Source organism: Rhodococcus sp. C-2, from assembly GCF_027854095.1.
GTDB classification, from domain to species: Bacteria; Actinomycetota; Actinomycetes; order Mycobacteriales; family Mycobacteriaceae; genus Rhodococcus_F; species Rhodococcus_F qingshengii.
The window spans coordinates 52,412-69,471 of sequence record NZ_JAQGFI010000011.1 but is presented as its reverse complement, the minus strand read 5'-3'; the positions used below and the strand labels follow the sequence as shown (position 1 = coordinate 69,471).

Here is a 17,060-nt window from a genome sequence, read left to right as displayed (position 1 = left end):
CAGCCCTGGTGTGTTGTCTCTTGATTGTCTACTATCTCGATAATCGAGAGAAATGGGGGTGGGGGATGGACTTCAATCGCGCATACGACGCTGTACTGACCAAATGGCCGCAGAAACCGCTGGGTGTGGATCTCGCGGGGCGGTTCGGTAACACGCATGTGAACGTCTGTGGGCATGCAGACTCGCGGCCGTTGATCCTTCTGTCCGGGGGAGGTGCCACTTCGACGGTGTGGTTCGACAATGTTGCGACGCTGTCGAAATCCCGGCGTGTCTTTGCTGTCGACACCATGGGTGATGCCGGGCGGAGCGTTCCGAATGGTGATCCGATGAAGTCCGTCGACGATCTGATCGAGTGGATGGACTCGATAGTCGATTGCACCGGGGCCGGCACCGTTGATGTGATCGGACATTCCTATGGCGCGATGATTGCGTTGGCCTTTGCGCTGCATCGACCGAATCGTGTCGGGAAACTTGTTCTGCTCGATCCTAATTCGAGTTTCTCCGGCATGAAGGCGGGCTACCTTCTGCGTGCGCTTCCGCTGTTGCTCTCCCCGTCGCGAGCACGCCGACGGCGACTGTTGGAATGGGAGACAGGCGAGTTGAGTATCGACTCCGACTGGCTGTCTCTTGTGGAAGTGGGCACTTCGGATCTACCGCGACCCGATCTCGTAGTGCCTCGACGTCCTTCGAAGGAGGCCTTGAGCGCACTGGATGTCGAGTTGCTGGTGGTCCTCGCACAAGACGGACGGGTGCATGATGCGGAAACCGTGTCGAAGTCAGTGCGGCAGAGGGTACCCGCAGCACGCGTCGAGGTGCTGAAAGATGCTTCACATCACAGCATTCCGATGGTTCCCGCCGATGAAGTCAACCGGGTGCTCGTCGACTTCTTGGAGGGCGAGCGGATCAGGGTGCGACGACGCACCCCGGACCCATCGGGGTGGCCGGATTGACCATGACCGTTGCGACCGGCCCGCCCGCGGACGTCTGGTAGGCCATCAGGGAGTGCTCACCGGGTGCGGTCGGAGTCCACAGCGTGACTGCGTGGCCGAGCACCACCGGCAAGGTGAAGTAAGGATTGACGGTGTCCCAGATCAATTCCTGCGGGAACATGGTCGACGCCCGGTTCATGTCGACAATCGAGACGTTCGGCTCGTTCAACGCTGCTGTCCTGGCAACCACCAGATATGTGCAGCCCGCTCCGTACGGCGTCGTCGGTCCGCTGCTGAGACCCGGAAGGATCGTGACGTCGACTACGTCCGCGGAAGCTGACGTCGCGGAACAGATGGCTGCGCCCGCGCAGAGGGCGGCGGCGATCACGGAAGTGCGAGCGATACGTGAAAGTGTCATACCAGCAGGTCGGTTTTATCTGGGTGGGTGTTACAGGCAGACTGACCGGATGCGCGCACTTCACGTTCTGCTGGCCGGCTTCGGCTTCCTGCTGGGGTTCCTGATTATTGTTGTCTCCGGCCTGATCGAGTGGGCGTCCTTCGCCTCCCGAACCGATTTCGCCTTCGTCGGTGACTCCGCCGTGTCGGTTGGTGTTTCCAACGAGGCGATCTACACCGCCGTCGCTGCTCCACTGGTGGGTGCACTGTTGGGCTGGGTGTCAGCTGTCATCGCGACGAGGTTCGGGTGGAGCCTCACTCGTGGGGGTGCCACGCCGGCAAGCGAGTGACCAGGCAGCGGACCCGCTTGCTGGTCCGTGGGTTATGAGGAAAGGCCCCGACCTCCATCGAGGTCAGGGCCTTCCTTTGCGCCGAGCTACTTCTGTGTCGAGCTACTTCTGTGTCGAACTACTTCTTGGAGACGCGGAGCAGTTTCTTGTTGACGAACTCGTCCATTCCCCACGGACCCAGCTCGCGGCCGACTCCGGAGCGCTTGACTCCGCCGAAGGGCAGACCGGGCAACGTCGTTCCGTGCTCGTTGACGAACGCCATTCCCACGTCCAGATCTGCAGCGACCGACCGGGCGGAATCGAGATCGCTGCTCCAGACGGATCCGCTCAGACCGTAGACCGACGAATTGGCAAGTTCCACAGCCTCGCTGGCCGACTTGACCTTGTAGACGACTCCGGCAGGTCCGAACAGTTCTTCGCTGTAGGCCCGCATGTCCGGTGTCACGTCTGCGAGCAATGTCGGTTGAACGTAGGCGCCCGGGCCGTCGATCTTCTTTCCACCGGTCAGCAGCGTGGCACCCTTGGACACAGCGTCGTCGATCTGCTCGATCAGAGTATCTGCCGCGCTCTGCGAAGAGAGCGGACCTAAGACTGTGGATTCGTCCAACGGGTCACCGGCAGTGACGGATTCGAAGGACGTCGCCAACTTGTCGGTGAAGTCGTCGTAGAAATCTTCGGTGACGATGAAACGCTTGGCCGCGTTGCAGGCCTGGCCGGCATTGGACAGACGTGCCTTGGTTGCGGACTTGACGGTGGCATCCATGTCGTCGGAATCGAGGACGATGAACACGTCTGATCCGCCGAGTTCGAGGACGACCTTCTTGAGATTGCGTCCGGCAGTTTCGGCGACGCTGGTTCCGGCGCGTTCGCTGCCGGTCAGTGACACACCTTGAACTCGGGGATCGGCGATCATGTCCGCGATCTGCTCGTTGGTCGCGAAGACGTTGACGTAGGCGTCGTCCGGCAATCCGGCTTGTCGCAGAATCTCTTCCATCAGCAGCGCCGACTGCGGACAGTTCGATGCGTGCTTGAGAATGATCGTGTTACCGAGCATCAGATTCGGTGCCGCGAAGCGGGCGACTTGGTAGTACGGGAAGTTCCACGGCATGACGCCGATGAGAGCGCCGATCGGTCGCCGGTACACAACCGACTCCTCGGCCCCGGGAACGTCGAGTCGTTCTTCCTCGAGCAGTGCCGGACCGTGGTCTGCATACCACTGATAGATCGCGGCCGAGAGTTGTACTTCGCCCTTGGCCTCGCGGACCGGCTTACCCATCTCCAAGGAGATCATTCGGGCCAGTTCGTCTGCGCGCTCTGTGTACAGTTCGGCGGTCTTGCTCAGGACTGCCGCACGCTGCTGTGGCGCACTGTTGCGCCAGGTCAAGTAGCCGCGATGCGTGTTCGCAAGTGCGGCTTCAACTCCGGCGTCATCCAAAGTATCGAATTCCCTGACGGTTTCACCTGTCGCGGGATTGACTGTTTTGTAATTAGCCATAGTTGTACAACGTGCGGAAGGGGCTCGAAGATTCCCGAAACGCGCAATCACATTGAATCGGCTCAACAGGTTTCGATCAAATCCCGGCTGGGTACCATGTCACGCCACCTTGCGGCGATGGGTGCGCTCGTAGCCCTTGCGGTCGTAGAAACGGGTGGTCACGATGCCGAGTACGACGCCGATCAGTAGACCCACCAACGTCATCCAGACGGCATGCAGCAGGCCTGCCTCACGTGTGCGCCGAAGAACAGGATCGATCGCGTGCCCATGTAGATCTGGTGCATCGGCTCGAATTGCGCCAGCCAGGCATACAACCTGGGGCTGGCTTCGAGGGGGATGGTGCCACCGGACGAGGGCAGCGCGAGAATGACGAACACGAACAGGTTGATCAACATGCCCAACGAGCCGAACGCGGCCATCACCGACATCGCCGTGATGCCCACCGCTGTGATGACCAGCGCGCCGTACTCCCACAATGCAAGCCCGTGAGTGACCGGCATTCCGAGGGCGCGACTGATCCACTGGAACAACGCGGAGACTATGCCGGACAACACGATCATGAATGCCCATTTGACGAGCAGCGTTCGAAACCTGTTGATACCCACAACGTCGTTCTGAACGAAGAGTGGACCGAATTCGGTAGGCGCGTATCCGAGCATGCCGTCCACCAAGGAATTGACCACGGTTGCTCCGGTGAATCCCGCAAGGACCAACAGCAGCGCGAAATAGAATGCCACCAAACCGAATCCGGTTCCGTCGGGAAGCGGATCGTGGGCAACCGTGAGTACGTTCACCGGGTTTTCGAGCAGCAGGCGGCTCGCTCCGGAGATCTGGGTTCCGGTGCCTCCCGCTTCCAACTGCGCGGTGACAAGGGCGGTGAGTTGCTCGCCCATGTTCTTGTTGACCGAGGCGAGGGCTGTGGTTCCGATCGACTGGACCAGCGATGCCGAGACGGAACCGGCGCGAGGATTGGTGTAGATCGTGATGATCGGTTGCTCTACGTCACCGGCGACGACGCTGGCCTCCGCCAGGATGATCGTCCTCTTCGTGAAATCACTGGGAATCACGATCGCGCCGTACAGCGTGCCGGAGTTCAACCGCGATTGGGCTTCGGCGATACCGATCTGCTGCAGGTCGATCTTCTGGTGGTCGATTCCGCTTTCGAGGCCGGCGACGATGTCGTTTCCGAAGTTCTTGCGGTCGGCGGGGTCGCCACCGGGGAGGGTGTCGCCCTCGTCCTGGTTGACCAGGGCGATCGGGAACTGGTCCAGGTGTTTCTTGGGGTCGAGTATTCCGCCCATGTACAACGCTGCCAGCGCAGACATCAAGAGGGTGACCACTATCAATGGTGTCAACCAGAATCGTGGTGTGTGCATGACGGTGCGGGCAGACGGCTCCGTGTTCTTGCTCATCGTCAGTCGACCGGCTTTCGTTCGCGCGGAGTTCCTCGGGCTGAGCGTAAACGCAAAGGTGCGCCGGGGCAGTCTTTCGATCTGCCCGCGGCGCTGGAGACCTGTCCGGTCGGCGACAGGCCGGATTGCCGGCAGTCTCATCCGAAAAGGCTGAGAACGGATCGGTAGGGTATGGCCCGCGGCAACCCTGCCGAGACGATTTCGGAGAAACCGTTGACCAACGTGCTGATAGTTGTCCTGATACTCGTAGTGATCGCTGCCGTCGTGTTTGTGGTCCTGCGTGGACGCCAGGGTAAGCCGAGTGCTCGCGTCGACCCGCTCGCCGACTATCCCGAGGTGTACGACCCCCACAAGATCGGGGTCGGCGACATCATCACGTACGCGGGTATCGACCATGTTGTTCGAGGGACCATCACGCTCGACGAAGAGGGGTACATCTGGCGTGAGCACCTTCTCGACGGTTCGACCGGTCGTCGTTGGTTGACGGTCGAGGACGACGAGGGCGAATTGGAGATGACTCTCTGGATGCGTCGAGAAGGAACCAACCTGGTCCCGAACGGCGACGTCATTCTCGACGACAAGGTTCACCGCAAGATCGAAAGTGGAACGGCGAAGTTCACGGCCGAGGGTACGACGGGTACGGCCCCTTCCGGCTCGATGGAATACGCGGACTATGCGACCGCAGACAAGACCGGCCTGATTGCATTCGAGAAGTGGGCGCGCGGACAGTCGTGGGAGGTTTCCACGGGACGGGCGGTCACTCGCAGCGAACTCACTGTCATCCACTCGGGCCCCCCGGAATGAGCCTGTATCTACTCGACGTGGAGCCGACCGACGTGGATGCCTCGGCACTGGGGTTGGTACTGGGAGCTCCTGCGCCACCGACCCTCGCCGAGTTGGTGATCGGAACTTCCGACGCGACGCTGACACTCGGAGTGCTCGGGGCTTCGCACGTGGTGACGGCCTGGGCGTCGGGAAAGGAACTGACCGAGCAGGTTTCGTGCGATGCTCTTGCCGCCGGCGGTGAACCCTTGCCGGCAGTGGAGTCCACGGAAAACTACCGGTTCGAGTCTTCCTCGCTGATCCTGGACCGAGTCGAATTCGATTCGGAAGCTGCATCGTTGAGAGAGTCCGCCGGCCAGGACGGTTGGATCTGCGGATCCTTTCCCGGCGACGACACAGCGTTGACCGCGTTGTGTGGCGTGCGAGACCGCCAGGGGTGGAGTTGGCAGAGTTGGCATTTGTACCCGGGGGAGGGGACAGGAGTGATCGTGAAGACGCGCAGTAGGTGGCGCCCGTGAGGGGGCGGACGTGGTTTGCTCCGGTGATGCTGGCGGCCGCAATTATGTTGTCGGCGTGCGGTGGTGGAGCCAAAGACTTCATCGCGGACAACTATTCCAAGACGTCCCAGGATGGCGACGTCGTGTTGTACTCGTCGAAAGATCCAGTGGGCACGACCGTCTCACGGATTGTCGACGCGGACGAACCAGCGGCGCGAAGTGCTGACGGCGGCAACGAATACCTGCGCTACGACGACGACATCGTCACTGTCAGTTCGGCTTCGGGCGGTGGCAGCACCATCAAGGTAGAGGACATCGACGGCACGTATCGCAGCGGCGGATACGCGTACCTGGGACCGGGCTTCAACCCGGGATCCCCGGCGGGTGGAAGCAGTGGCAGCGGCGGCTCGGGTAGTGCCAAATGACGGTAATGCTCAATGAGAAGGAGAACGGCGTGACGAACATCTTTGCATCCACTTCCGTCGAGATCGGAACGGTGGATCCGGCATTGCTCGTCGGGGGCGTTCTCGGCACCCTCGCCTACTTCGTCGTCGGTGCAGCGGTTCTGGCGACGGGATTCCTGGTCCTCGACCTCATGACACCCGGAAATCTCCGCCACCAGGTTTACGTCGACAAGAACCCGAACGCTGCGATTCTGTTGGCCTCCAATCATCTTGCGCTGGCGATCATCGTGGTGACGGCAATCCTGACCAGTTCGGACGGCTTTGCTCAGGGACTCGCCGACTCCGCGGTGTACGGACTGTTCGCGATCGTGTTGCAAGCGATCGCGCTGCGATTGATGAACGCATTCCTTCCCGGCAAGTTGGTTGCGCTGGTGCAGGATCCGAAGATGTGTGGCGCCGCGTGGGCTGTGGGTGTGAGCTTGCTGTCCATCGGTTTGGTGAACGCCGCAGCGCTCACCTGATGGTTGCCGCTGATCCCGATGTGACAGTTGACGAGCGTTCGACGATGCTCGGCCCGCGCGCACGCGTCCTTCTCCTTGCGGCTGTTGCGGCGTGCGCTGCGTGTGGCCTGATCTACGAGCTGGCCCTGTTGACACTCAGCGTGAGTCTGACCGGCGGCGGCATCACCCAGACGTCGTTGATCGTCGCGGGATTTGTTGCGGCTCTGGGTATCGGAGCGCTGGCCGCCAAACCTCTGCTGGGACACGCTGCCGTTTCGTTCGTGACGGTCGAGATACTGCTCGGGCTGATCGGCGGATTCAGTGCCGTCACGCTGTACGTGACCTTCACGTTCTTCGGTTCCAGCGCAGCAGTTCTGGTGGCGGCGACCGCGCTGATCGGCATCCTCGTCGGTGCCGAAGTGCCTCTGCTGATGACGCTCTTGCAGTCCGGTCGCAGCGACAACGACGCACAGAGCACCGGAAAGGTACTGGCCAACCTCAATGCCGCCGACTACCTCGGCGCATTGATCGGTGGTCTGCTGTGGCCGTTCGTACTGTTGCCGTGGGCGGGAATGATTCGCGGTGCCGCACTCACCGGCATGATCAATCTCGTGGCTGCGGCAGTGGTCGCGCTGATACTCCTTCGGTGGCAGCTCAGCCTGCGCGCACGATCGATCGCCGTCGTCGCAATGCTGTTGGCAGCAAGTTTGATCGGATGGTTGCTGATCGCAGCGTCGGACATCGAGACCACGTCGAGGCAGCGGCTCTACACCGATCCCGTGGTGGCCGCCGAGCGATCGGTGTACCAGGAAATCGTCGTCACCGAGCGGGGGAACGACGTGCGCCTGTTCCTCGACGGAGACCTGCAGTTCTCCAGTGTCGACGAGCATCGGTACACGGAGTCGCTGGTGTATCCGGCCCTGGTGAACGACCCCCGGCGCGTGCTGATTCTGGGCGGCGGTGACGGCCTCGCTGCACGGGAAGTGCTGCGAATGAACAGCGTCGAGCAGATCGTTCAAGTGGAACTCGATCCGGCAGTCATCGAGTTGGCCAACACGCGTCTTCGTGATCTGAACGAGGGAGCGCTCGAGGATCCACGGGTGGACGTCGTACTCGACGATGCGTTTCGGTGGCTGCGAGAGCGTCCGGAACCGGGTTTCGATGCGGTGATCGTCGACCTCCCAGATCCCGACACCCCCGCACTTGGCCGCTTGTATTCGATGGAGTTCTACGGACTTGCCGCTGCCGCGATGAATCCGGGCGGGCTGATGGTCGTCCAGTCCGGCAGCCCGTACTCGACGCCGGATGCGTACTGGCGAACGGTGTCGACGGTATCGGCTGTCGGACTGAGTGTCTCGCCCTATCACGTTTTCGTGCCGAGCTTCGGTGACTGGGGATATGTGCTCGCGCAAAGAGGTTCCACTCCACCCGAGCTTCGTCTGCCCGCTGATGTGCCGAACCTGCGGTTCCTCGACGAGCCGACGCTGGCGTCGGCCTCGGTGTTTCCTCGCGATCGCCCGAGGCGGGAGTTGGAACCCTCGACGCTCGACCGGCCACGCATCGTCGACGATATGCGCAAGGGCTACGAACGCTGAACTCCCGACCGAGTAGCTTGAATCGAGACTCTCGGCCACGACGGAGGTACGGATGACTGTTCGGATCGAGGAGCACGCACCGGGAGTTCGGTTGCTCACGATGAAGCGCAGGAAGCATTCGCAGCTTTTCATGAAGAAGAGGTGATCGAAATGAACGGTGCACAGTCGCTCATCCAAAGCCTGGTCGACTCGGGCGTCGAGGTGTGCTTCGGCAATCCAGGAACGTCCGAGATGCATTTTGTCGCCGCACTCGATTCCGTTCCGCAGATGCGGGCGGTACTCGGCTTGTTCGAGGGCGCCGTGACCGGTGCCGCGGACGGCTACGCACGGATCGCCGGAAAGCCTGCCGCGACGCTGCTCCATCTGGGCCCCGGTATGGCGAACGGACTGGCGAACCTTCACAACGCGCGCCGCGCCCACACACCGATCGTGAACATCGTCGGGGACCACGCGACCTACCACCACGGTTTCGACGCTCCTCTCGAATCGAACATCGATGCGCTGACCGAATGGTTGGAGGGGTGGAGTCGACGTTCCGAATCCACCGCGACCGTCGGTAGCGACGCGGCCGACGCCGTTGCCGCCTCGATGAATCCGCCCGGACGCATTGCCACACTTGTCCTCCCTGCCGACGTCTCGTGGGGCGAAGGTGGAGTTCTTGCGGGTCCTCGGGACATACCGGGGCGGGCGGAAGTTTCTGCAACACAGATCGACTCGGTGGTGGGCGCGCTCAATGCCGAGGGTCGCGCCACGCTACTGCTGGGCGGCGCAGCCTGTTCCGAAGCTGGGCTGCGCGCCGCTTCCCGAATTGCGGTCGCGACCGGTGCACAGATTCTGATCGAGACTTTTCCAGCCAGGCTTCAACGAGGTGCGGGGCTACCGTCATTCGAGCGCTTGGGATACTTCGCCGAGCACGCCACCGAACAACTTCGCGGAACAACTCAGCTGGTTCTGGCCGGAGCGGTTTCGCCGGTCTCGTTCTTTGCGTATCCCGGAAAACCGAGCGATCTGGCACCGGAGGGTGCTGCGGTGACAACGCTGGCAAGCGTCGGCGACGATGTTGCCGGTGCACTGGAGGCAGTGGCCGAACTCGTGGCACCGGGAGTCGAACCTGTTTTGCAGGAAGCGAATCGGCCGGCGCTGCCGAGCGGGCCTCTGGACGTTCGAAATTGGGCCGACGTGATCGGCGCCCTGCTGCCAGGCGACGCCATCATCTCCGACGAGGCGGCGACTTCCGGTTGGGCGATCCCGATTGCCCTTGCCGGAGCGCCGCGCCACGACGTGCTCACGCTCACCGGAGGTGCCATCGGCCAGGGCATCCCGGTGGCGACGGGCGCCGCTGTGGCAGCGCCGGAGCGACCGGTGATCAATCTCGAAGCCGACGGAAGCGCGATGTACACCATCACGGCGTTGTGGACGCAGGCGCGAGAGATGTTGAACGTCACGACGATTCTGCTCAACAATCGCGCATACGCCATCCTGCGTGGCGAACTGCAACGAGTCGGCGCAGAAGGTGGCGGCGTCGTCGCACAGTCGATGCTGGATCTGTCATCTCCGAACATGGACTACGTCAAGATCTCCGAGGGGTTGGGAGTGCCCGCGTCGCGGGCGAACACAGCGGAGGAGTTGGCCGAACAGTTTGCCGCAGCGCTGGCGGAACCCGGCCCGCATCTCATCGAGGTCATGCTGCCTCCGACGTCGTGATTTCGACCTCGAATCGATCGTCGATCGTGCATTCAACTGGAGGTTTTCGGTGCTAGCTGCGATCGGTTTGTCTCTTCCGATTGCCCTCGGCCTGCTTTTCGTCTCGATGCCCATGGCGGTGATCGTGCTCGTCATGATCACCGCTGGAGCACATCGAGGGGCGGCATCTTTTCTACTCGGGTGGGTCCTCGGAATCTCGGCAGTCGTTGCAGCGACCATCGTGATCGCGGACTACTCGTTCGCGGAGTCGCAGTCGTCGCAGACTTCGGTGTGGTCGAGTGTCGTACGAATCGTGTTGGGTCTTGTCCTGTTCGGCTTGGCATACAAGCAGTGGCGCGCGCGTCCGCGAAACGGGAGTGAGCCGACAGTTCCGAAGTGGATGAAGAGCGTCGACGGGTTGACTCCGCGGAAGGCGTTCGGGTTGGCGTTCTTGTCCGCGGCGGTCAATCCCAAGAATGCAGCGCTGGCGGTATCCGGTGCGGCCACTATCGCGGTCGCCACGAATGTCGTTGCCCAACAGATTGTTGCCGCGGTGATCTTCACGGTCATCGCGAGCGTCGGCATCGCGTCGCCGATCCTGGTGAAGGTGTTCTCCGGCAAGCGTGCCGACGAGATCCTCGCGTCCGCGAAGGCATGGATGACCGCCAACAACGCGGTGATGATGACGGTCATCCTGACGATCCTCGGTGCGACCGTGCTGGGCGAGGGGCTCAGTGGGCTGCAATAGGTCGCCTACCATTGGCGGGTGACTGATTTCGACGACGACGCTGCCGGTTCCATTGCCTCCGCTGCTTTGGCTGTTCTGCGCGAGCAAGGCCCGCTGAGTCTCGAAGAGTGGGCGACCCATCTCGAGGAGTACGGAACTGCGACCGAGTTGGCCGATGTACTCGAGTACCTGTCCGAACCGATGCTCGGGTACCTGCCCAACGGAAAGTACGTCGCTCTCGACACGGTCCTCGAAGGGCTCGTGTTCACTCACCGGCTCAGCGAAGTCGAAATTGCGTCGGACATCCTTGACGCGAGCCCCGACCTGGAACCGATCTTGGCATTCGGCGACGACGACGGGGCGATCCGGGTGGCCCTGGCGGAAGAAGCAGCCTCCGAACGCGGAGCTGCTCCCTTCCGGAGTCGACGAGTTGTGGTACTTCCGGCCGGAACCCTCGGCGAGTGCGCCGACGGTGATCTCGTCGGCTTGGCTGTCGAAGACGGAACACTTGCGTTTCGTCTGGTCGAGATCGAGGACGAACCCGATCTTGCTCCGGCGCTCGGCGAACTCTTCGAGGAGGACGGAGTCGAGGCCCTGGATTCTGTGTGCTGGCAACTCCTGATCGAGGATCCGTCACTCTTCACGGTTCCTGTTGCGCCGCTGGGTGAGATCTTCGAGGTGGCAGGTTACGAGCACGAGCGTGAGCTACTGGCTCGGCGGGGATTCGACTTCGACGCCTACGACCTGCAGATTCGGACAGCCTTGGTGGCCAGTACCTACGACCTGACCCACGACGAGGCAGTCTCTGCCGTTGCGTTTGTCGATCTGGCGGACCGCGGATACACCGACGCGGTCATCGCCGACTTCGATATCGCGGACTGGGCCCACCGTCATGTGAGCGCTGCTCCGGACTCTTTTGTCTCACTGGCAGATCCGGGTGCTGCAGTGGCCGTGTTCGATCTCGGATTTCGGAATCAGGACCCGGTGACCGACGCAATCCTCGAAGCGCTTGCCTCCGAACTGGCCGAGCGAGGGCCACGGTCGGTCAGGGCGGCGGCTCATTGGCTCGCCGGTAAGGCCGTCGATCGGCTGGGGCGCGTCCTCGAAGCGGAGGCGCACTACGAGAAAGCGCTCCTTGCCGAATCCGGTTGGGGTCCGGCCTTGTTCGAGCTGGCTCAGTTCGCGTCGGACCGCGGCGATGCGACCCGGGCGCTGTCACTGCTCGGGCGGATCGACGGCGGAACCGAAGAGAATCTCTACGCCGTACTGCAGGACTTCGTGCCATCCGATCACCCGGAACTCGGTCGAAACGACAAGTGTTGGTGCGGTTCCGGCCGCAAATACAAGGTCTGCCACCTCGGAAAGGCCGATGAATCCGTCAAGGCGGACGGTCGGTGGCTGTACAAGAAGGCATGCCTGTTTGCGTTTGCCTCCGAATTCGTCGACATCGTGACCGGGCTCGACGATCTCGAAAACGAAAATCTCTCCGAGGACGAACTGATCGCGGCCACGATCTTCGACGGATCGGCACTGGACGTCGCTCTGTTCGAGGGTGGAATCTTTGCCGAATTCTTGGCCAGACGCAGCGAACTACTTCCGGAGGCGGAAGTTGTGACAGCCGCACAGTGGCTCGGAATCCGGAGGTCGGTGTACGAGGTGATCGAAACGTCCGACACCGGCGTCGTGCTGCTCGATCGTGGGTCCAAGGAGACCGTCACGGTTGCTCACTCGGTCGAAGGCAAGCCAGGTGATGTGATCAGTGCTCGGGTCCTGACGGCCCCCACTGGCGCGTTTGCGGTGGGTGTTGTGGTCATGGCAACGGAATCGCAGGCTGCGAGGGTACTCGAAGTTCTCGCTTCCGAAGATCTCGAGGCCGAAGAACTGGTGCGCGAGTTGCGTGGAGGCGCCGATCACTCGACCGATGACCGGTGACGATGTATCGAGTCGACCCCGTTAAAGTTGGATAGGTGAACGAACCGATGGATGCCAATGACTTGATCGCCGAAGCCGCGATGGAGTTGTTGCGTGAGCACGGCCCGCAGACAGCGGCGGACTGGGGCACCCTGTTGGCCGATGCCGGCCACGGTACAGCCGACGACATGGCCGAATTCGTAGAGTACGTCGAGGACCCACTGCTCGGCTACTTGAGTGAGGAGCGGTACGCCGCACTCGACACGTTGTTCGAGCATCGAGTGCTGACCCATCGGCTCACCGAAGCCGAAATAAAGTCCGGCGTTCTCGACGCGAACCCCGATCTGATGATGCTGCGGGTGTTCCTCGATCGTGACGACGACGAAATTCATGGCATCAGCGTCGTGCACCGCGGGATAGACGACGACCTGTTGGCTGATCGTGGGATCGAAGATCCGGAGTTCCCACACGACGAAGGCTTTCTACTCGACACCGACACCCTTGCCGAGTGCTCGGCAGGTGACTTGATCGGATTGTTCGTCGCTGACCGTGAGCTGACGCTCTGCACCATCCCCGAGGTACTGGATCCCGCACCCGGATTCGGCGAGCACCTGGCGACGGTCCTTGCCGACATCGGTGCTGACACCCTCGATGCCATTGTCTGGCAGTTGATGCTCGACGAGCCGTCGCTGTTCCGTCAGCCGACCGCCCCGCTGGGCGAGATGCTCGAGGCGTCAGGTTACGTCCGCGACGGTGACTACGTTGCGGTCGACGGATTCGATTTCGAGGCATACCACCTGGCGAACCGGGCCCGCATGCTCGAGGTCCGCGAGAATCTGCACCCCGAAGAAGCCGCGTCGGTGATCGCCTTCGTCGATGTGGTCATGGCCGCGAAAGCCGAAGGCGTCGAGGATGTCTCGGACTGGGCGCGCAAGCAGATCAAGGAGGATCCGCAGGCCTTCGCAGGCCTCGCCGAGCCGCCCGCGGCTGCGGCAGCGTTGGAGCTGTTGTCCGAACTCGACGATCATGATTCCGTATTGCATTCTGTTGCAACTGCTCTCGCCGAGAAAGGGTCGCGTCGTGTCAAGCCGGCAGCGCACTGGCTGGCGGGCAAGGCTTCGGATCGTCTCGGCAAGATCCTGGCCGCTGAGGCGTCGTACGAATCAGCGCACGATCTCGATCCCGACTGGACTCCCGCGATCTTCGATCTGGCGCTACTGGCCGCCGATCGAAGCGATGTGACGCGCGCGCTGGCTTTGCTGGGCCGAATCGAGGGTGGCGAGTCCGAGGTTCTGCACGAGGTTCTTCAGCGCTACGCCCCGGCCGAGCACCCCGAACTCGGACGAAATGACAAGTGCTGGTGCGGTTCCGGTCGAAAGTTCAAGGTTTGCCATCTCGGTAAGTCCGAGGTGACGTTCGACGACCGGGCCAGCTGGCTCTACGTCAAGGCTCAGTTGTTCTCGCGCACGCCGGAGTACTTCGACGCCGTGTTCGATCTTGCGCTCATCCGTGCCGAGCAGTTCAACAGCGAAGAAGCACTGACGCTGGCCGTCGAAGGTGGTTTGGCCGTCGACGCTGCCTTGTTCGATGCGGGTATTTTCGCAGCTTTTGTCGAGCGCCGCGGAGAACTGCTGCCTGCCGACGAACGCGAACTGGCCGATCAGTGGTTGTCGATTCCGCGCTCGGTGTACAAGGTCGCCTCGACGGAGCCGGGACAGTTGGTGACCCTCAGCGACGTCCGCAACGGGCATCTGGTGAAGGTCACGGACGAGTGGGGCTCGCTGAACCTCGAGCCAGGCACACTCGTGTGTGCTCGTGTTCTTCCGGCCGGGTCCACGATGCGCACGTTCGGTGGCATCGAACCGCTTGCGGTAGAAGACAAGAAGGAGTTGATCCAACTGATCGAGTCGGTGGATACCGAACCGGGTCAGCTGGTGGAGTTCCTCAGTCGCGGCCTTGCCGGTGCGCCTTTCCGGTAGCGCGAACTACCAAAAAGGCGCACGGGGCCGGAGGCCCTAGGGCGTTACCTGAGCCAACATCATCTGCTCGAAACCCTCAGCGTACGGCGGGAGCATTCCCCATTCACCGCGTGGGTCATGCTGCGCTGCTTCGAATACCGTTCGCGCGTGACTGAACTCGAGGAAACCCTCACGGCCGTGGTAGTGCCCGATGCCCGAAGCCCCGACGCCGCCGAAGGGTGCGTCGCTCAGCCCGGGGTGAGACATCGCGTCGTTGATGGTGACGCCGCCCGAGACGGTGCGTTCGAGTACGGATTCCTTCTCGTCCAGATCGGTTCCGAAGTAGTACAGCGCCAACGGTTTCGGTCGTGAATTGATGTCGGCGACGACGTTGTCGAGTTGGTCGTACGGCAAGACGACGACGGCCGGCCCGAAGATCTCCTCCTTCATGATCTGCGCGTCGGTCGGAGGGTCGACCACGATTCGCAGTGGGCGACGACGAGTGTCTGCGGAGAGTTCTTCGTCGGGAACGGTGATGATTCGTGCCCCACGTTCTTCGGCGTCCGCGATGTACCCCTCGATGCGTGCGAGGTGACGATCGCTGACTATCGAGACCATGTCTTTGTTGTCGGCAATCGTGGGAAACAGTCCCGTGAACTGGTCGGTGAACGCGTCGATGAATGCTTCCGTGTTCTCGCGCGGAACGTAGATCAGATCGGGAGAGACACAGAGTTGACCGGCGTTGGTGGACTTCGCGATAGCCAAACGCGAAGCAGCAGAGCTGATATCGGCACTGCGGCTCAAGACGCTCGGTGACTTGCCGCCGAGTTCGAGGGTGACCGGCACCAGGTTCTTCGCAGCATTGGCCATGACTAGCTTTCCGACGGTCGTGCTGCCGGTGAAGACGAGGTGGTCGAAAGGCAGCGACGTCAGCCGATCAGCGACTTCCGGGCCGCCGGTCACCACCGCGACCTCCACGGGGTCGAGAGTTCGACGCGCCGCCTCGGCCAGGACGGCCGCAGTATTGGGCACGATCTCCGACGGTTTGAGAACGGCGCGATTTCCTGCTCCGAGGGCGCAGGCGAGCGGGCTCAGGAGAGTGAACAGGGGAGCATTCCAGGTTCCGATGATGCCGATCGAACCCTTCGGCTGGTACGACACGTACGCCGTGGCACCCAACTGGTCCTGCATCGCTCCGGTAGCTCTCGGTGAGCGAATCATCCACTCTTCGAGCGAATCACGAACGTGCTTGAGTGAAACCATCGACCCGAGAACGTCATTCATCACCGAGTAGGCCGGGATTCGGCCGCCGAAGTCTTCGTTGATCGCCTCGGTCAGATCCTTGTGGTTTGCCACCAGGAGATCGACGACGCGTTGAATGCGCTCGCGTCGTGTCTGCGCGGACGGAAGACCAGCGGCTCGAGTTGCTTCCTGCTGAGCGCGCAGAATCTCTTCGAGATCAGTGGTGACGGCGGCATCGGTGCTCATGGGCACTCCTCGTAGTGGCGAAGTATTGACCGGACCGTATCGACGCGGTGCGAGTGGATGCCCTTTTCGTCTCGTTGACCGGGACGGATTCGATTGGTAGAGAGAACACATGTCGCAGACACAGGTAGAAGACACTGCAGTGAAGATTTCCGTCGAGGAATCGGTGGGACTCGGTTTCCTGACGCTCGATCGGCCGGCGCGGCGCAATCCGCTCTCGGCGGAGACCATGCGTGAGGTGACGGCTGCCCTTGTCGAATTGTCTGTAGACGAGCGCGTGCGGGTCGTGATCGTGCGCGCCGAAGGCCCGGTGTTCTCCGCCGGACACGATCTGACGGAGATGATCGGGAGAACCCTCGAGGACGAGCGGGCGATCTTCGACGGCTGTACCGAGATGATGGAGACCGTACAGCGGATTCCGCAGCCGGTGATTGCCGCAGTACAGGGCCCGGCTATCGCGGCGGGCTGCCAACTGGCCGCGTCGTGTGATCTGGTTGTTGCTGCGTCGAATGCTGTCTTCGGCACGCCGGGCGTCAAGATCGGACTGTTCTGCTCGACGCCCATGGTGGCGCTGAGCAGGGCAGTAGGGCGCAAGCGCTCGATGCAGATGTTGCTCACCGGGCAGACGATCGACGCCGACACCGCTGCGGACTGGGGTCTGGTGAACTTCGTCGTCGCGCCCGAAGACCTGGACCGAGAGGTGCGCGAACTGGCCGCCAAGATCACGACGGCCAGCCCCTTGACGGTGAAGATCGGTAAGCAGGCGTTCTATCGCCAGATCGATCTGCCGCAAGCGCAGGCGTACGAGGCGATGGCGGAAACTATGGCAACCAACGCCGTGACCTGCGACGCTCAGGAAGGTATGCAGGCCTTTGTGGACAAGCGAAAGCCCGAATGGCGCAATAAGTAACGATCGCTCTTCCGGTTTAGTTGGA

At 62.0% G+C, this 17,060-nt stretch carries 15 protein-coding genes and 1 pseudogene; 12 read left to right on the top strand and 4 right to left on the bottom strand.

Translation table 11 applies throughout. The features are described 5' to 3' along the window. Positions 1 to 65: 65 nt before the first annotated feature. Positions 66 to 950, top strand: coding sequence for an alpha/beta fold hydrolase (locus PCS43_RS22755; protein ID WP_073513360.1), 885 nt, complete (start codon positions 66 to 68; stop codon positions 948 to 950). Here the strand turns inward: PCS43_RS22755 and PCS43_RS22750 are convergent. Next, positions 904 to 1,347 (bottom strand): hypothetical protein, encoded by a 444-nt coding sequence (locus PCS43_RS22750; RefSeq protein ID WP_054825973.1) that lies wholly within the window; start codon positions 1,345 to 1,347, stop codon positions 904 to 906. The two genes, PCS43_RS22755 and PCS43_RS22750, sit on opposite strands and share 47 nt — an antisense overlap. 49 nt (positions 1,348 to 1,396) lie before the next feature. Here PCS43_RS22750 and PCS43_RS22745 point away from each other — a divergent pair, with 49 nt between their 5' ends. Further along, a complete protein-coding gene (locus PCS43_RS22745) occupies positions 1,397 to 1,675 on the top strand; it encodes a hypothetical protein (protein WP_003939940.1) in 279 nt (92 codons plus the stop codon). Positions 1,676 to 1,793: 118 nt separating this feature from the next. Here the strand turns inward: PCS43_RS22745 and PCS43_RS22740 are convergent, their stop codons facing one another. Together PCS43_RS22740 and PCS43_RS22735 are read right to left on the bottom strand one after the other, a co-directional pair. Beyond that, positions 1,794 to 3,170: an NAD-dependent succinate-semialdehyde dehydrogenase gene (locus PCS43_RS22740; protein ID WP_030537211.1), complete on the bottom strand. Its 1,377-nt coding sequence runs from the start codon at positions 3,168 to 3,170 to the stop codon at positions 1,794 to 1,796. Between the two features lie 99 nt (positions 3,171 to 3,269). Next, positions 3,270 to 4,582 (bottom strand): annotated as a pseudogene (locus PCS43_RS22735) (YhgE/Pip domain-containing protein). A gap of 171 nt (positions 4,583 to 4,753) precedes the next feature. Here PCS43_RS22735 and PCS43_RS22730 point away from each other — a divergent pair. The 9 genes from PCS43_RS22730 to PCS43_RS22690 all read left to right on the top strand — a co-directional run bounded on the left by PCS43_RS22730 (position 4,754) and on the right by PCS43_RS22690 (position 14,661). Further along, positions 4,754 to 5,386: a DUF4178 domain-containing protein gene (locus PCS43_RS22730; protein WP_042448586.1), complete on the top strand. Its 633-nt coding sequence runs from the start codon at positions 4,754 to 4,756 to the stop codon at positions 5,384 to 5,386. After that, positions 5,383 to 5,883, top strand: a complete 501-nt coding sequence (locus PCS43_RS22725) for a DUF2617 family protein (RefSeq protein ID WP_042448582.1) — start codon at positions 5,383 to 5,385, stop codon at positions 5,881 to 5,883. The genes PCS43_RS22730 and PCS43_RS22725 overlap by 4 nt, the downstream gene beginning before the upstream one ends. A 26-nt stretch (positions 5,884 to 5,909) precedes the next feature. Continuing rightward, positions 5,910 to 6,287, top strand: a complete 378-nt coding sequence (locus PCS43_RS22720) for a DUF4247 domain-containing protein (protein WP_042448578.1) — start codon at positions 5,910 to 5,912, stop codon at positions 6,285 to 6,287. Then, the gene (locus tag PCS43_RS22715; protein ID WP_042448576.1) at positions 6,284 to 6,787 is read left to right on the top strand and encodes a DUF350 domain-containing protein; all 504 of its coding nucleotides are present in this window, start codon (positions 6,284 to 6,286) and stop codon (positions 6,785 to 6,787) included. Before PCS43_RS22720 ends, PCS43_RS22715 begins: the two co-directional genes overlap by 4 nt. After that, a complete protein-coding gene (locus tag PCS43_RS22710; RefSeq protein WP_047272094.1) occupies positions 6,787 to 8,361 on the top strand; it encodes a polyamine aminopropyltransferase in 1,575 nt (524 codons plus the stop codon). The genes PCS43_RS22715 and PCS43_RS22710 overlap by 1 nt, the downstream gene beginning before the upstream one ends. A gap of 150 nt (positions 8,362 to 8,511) precedes the next feature. Beyond that, positions 8,512 to 10,065: an acetolactate synthase large subunit gene (locus PCS43_RS22705; RefSeq protein WP_042448668.1), complete on the top strand. Its 1,554-nt coding sequence runs from the start codon at positions 8,512 to 8,514 to the stop codon at positions 10,063 to 10,065. A 49-nt stretch (positions 10,066 to 10,114) separates the two neighbouring features. Next, positions 10,115 to 10,792 carry a GAP family protein gene (locus tag PCS43_RS22700; protein ID WP_054826843.1) on the top strand — a complete coding sequence of 226 codons (678 nt, stop codon included), beginning with the start codon at positions 10,115 to 10,117 and terminating at the stop codon, positions 10,790 to 10,792. Positions 10,793 to 10,810: 18 nt separating this feature from the next. Further along, complete coding sequence (locus PCS43_RS22695) at positions 10,811 to 12,703, top strand: SEC-C domain-containing protein (RefSeq protein WP_125052050.1); 1,893 nt, start codon at positions 10,811 to 10,813, stop codon at positions 12,701 to 12,703. 35 nt (positions 12,704 to 12,738) lie between these two features. Continuing rightward, the gene (locus PCS43_RS22690; protein ID WP_270923121.1) at positions 12,739 to 14,661 is read left to right on the top strand and encodes an SEC-C domain-containing protein; all 1,923 of its coding nucleotides are present in this window, start codon (positions 12,739 to 12,741) and stop codon (positions 14,659 to 14,661) included. Between the two features lie 36 nt (positions 14,662 to 14,697). Here the strand turns inward: PCS43_RS22690 and PCS43_RS22685 are convergent, their stop codons facing one another. After that, entirely contained in the window at positions 14,698 to 16,128 is a 1,431-nt protein-coding gene (locus tag PCS43_RS22685; RefSeq protein WP_193594916.1) for a coniferyl aldehyde dehydrogenase, read from the bottom strand. A 109-nt stretch (positions 16,129 to 16,237) separates the two neighbouring features. On the opposite strand from PCS43_RS22685, the gene PCS43_RS22680 reads away from it, so the two are divergent. Continuing rightward, on the top strand, positions 16,238 to 17,035 hold the full coding sequence (locus tag PCS43_RS22680; protein ID WP_003939812.1) for an enoyl-CoA hydratase: 798 nt from the start codon (positions 16,238 to 16,240) through the stop codon (positions 17,033 to 17,035). Positions 17,036 to 17,060 lie beyond the last annotated feature (25 nt).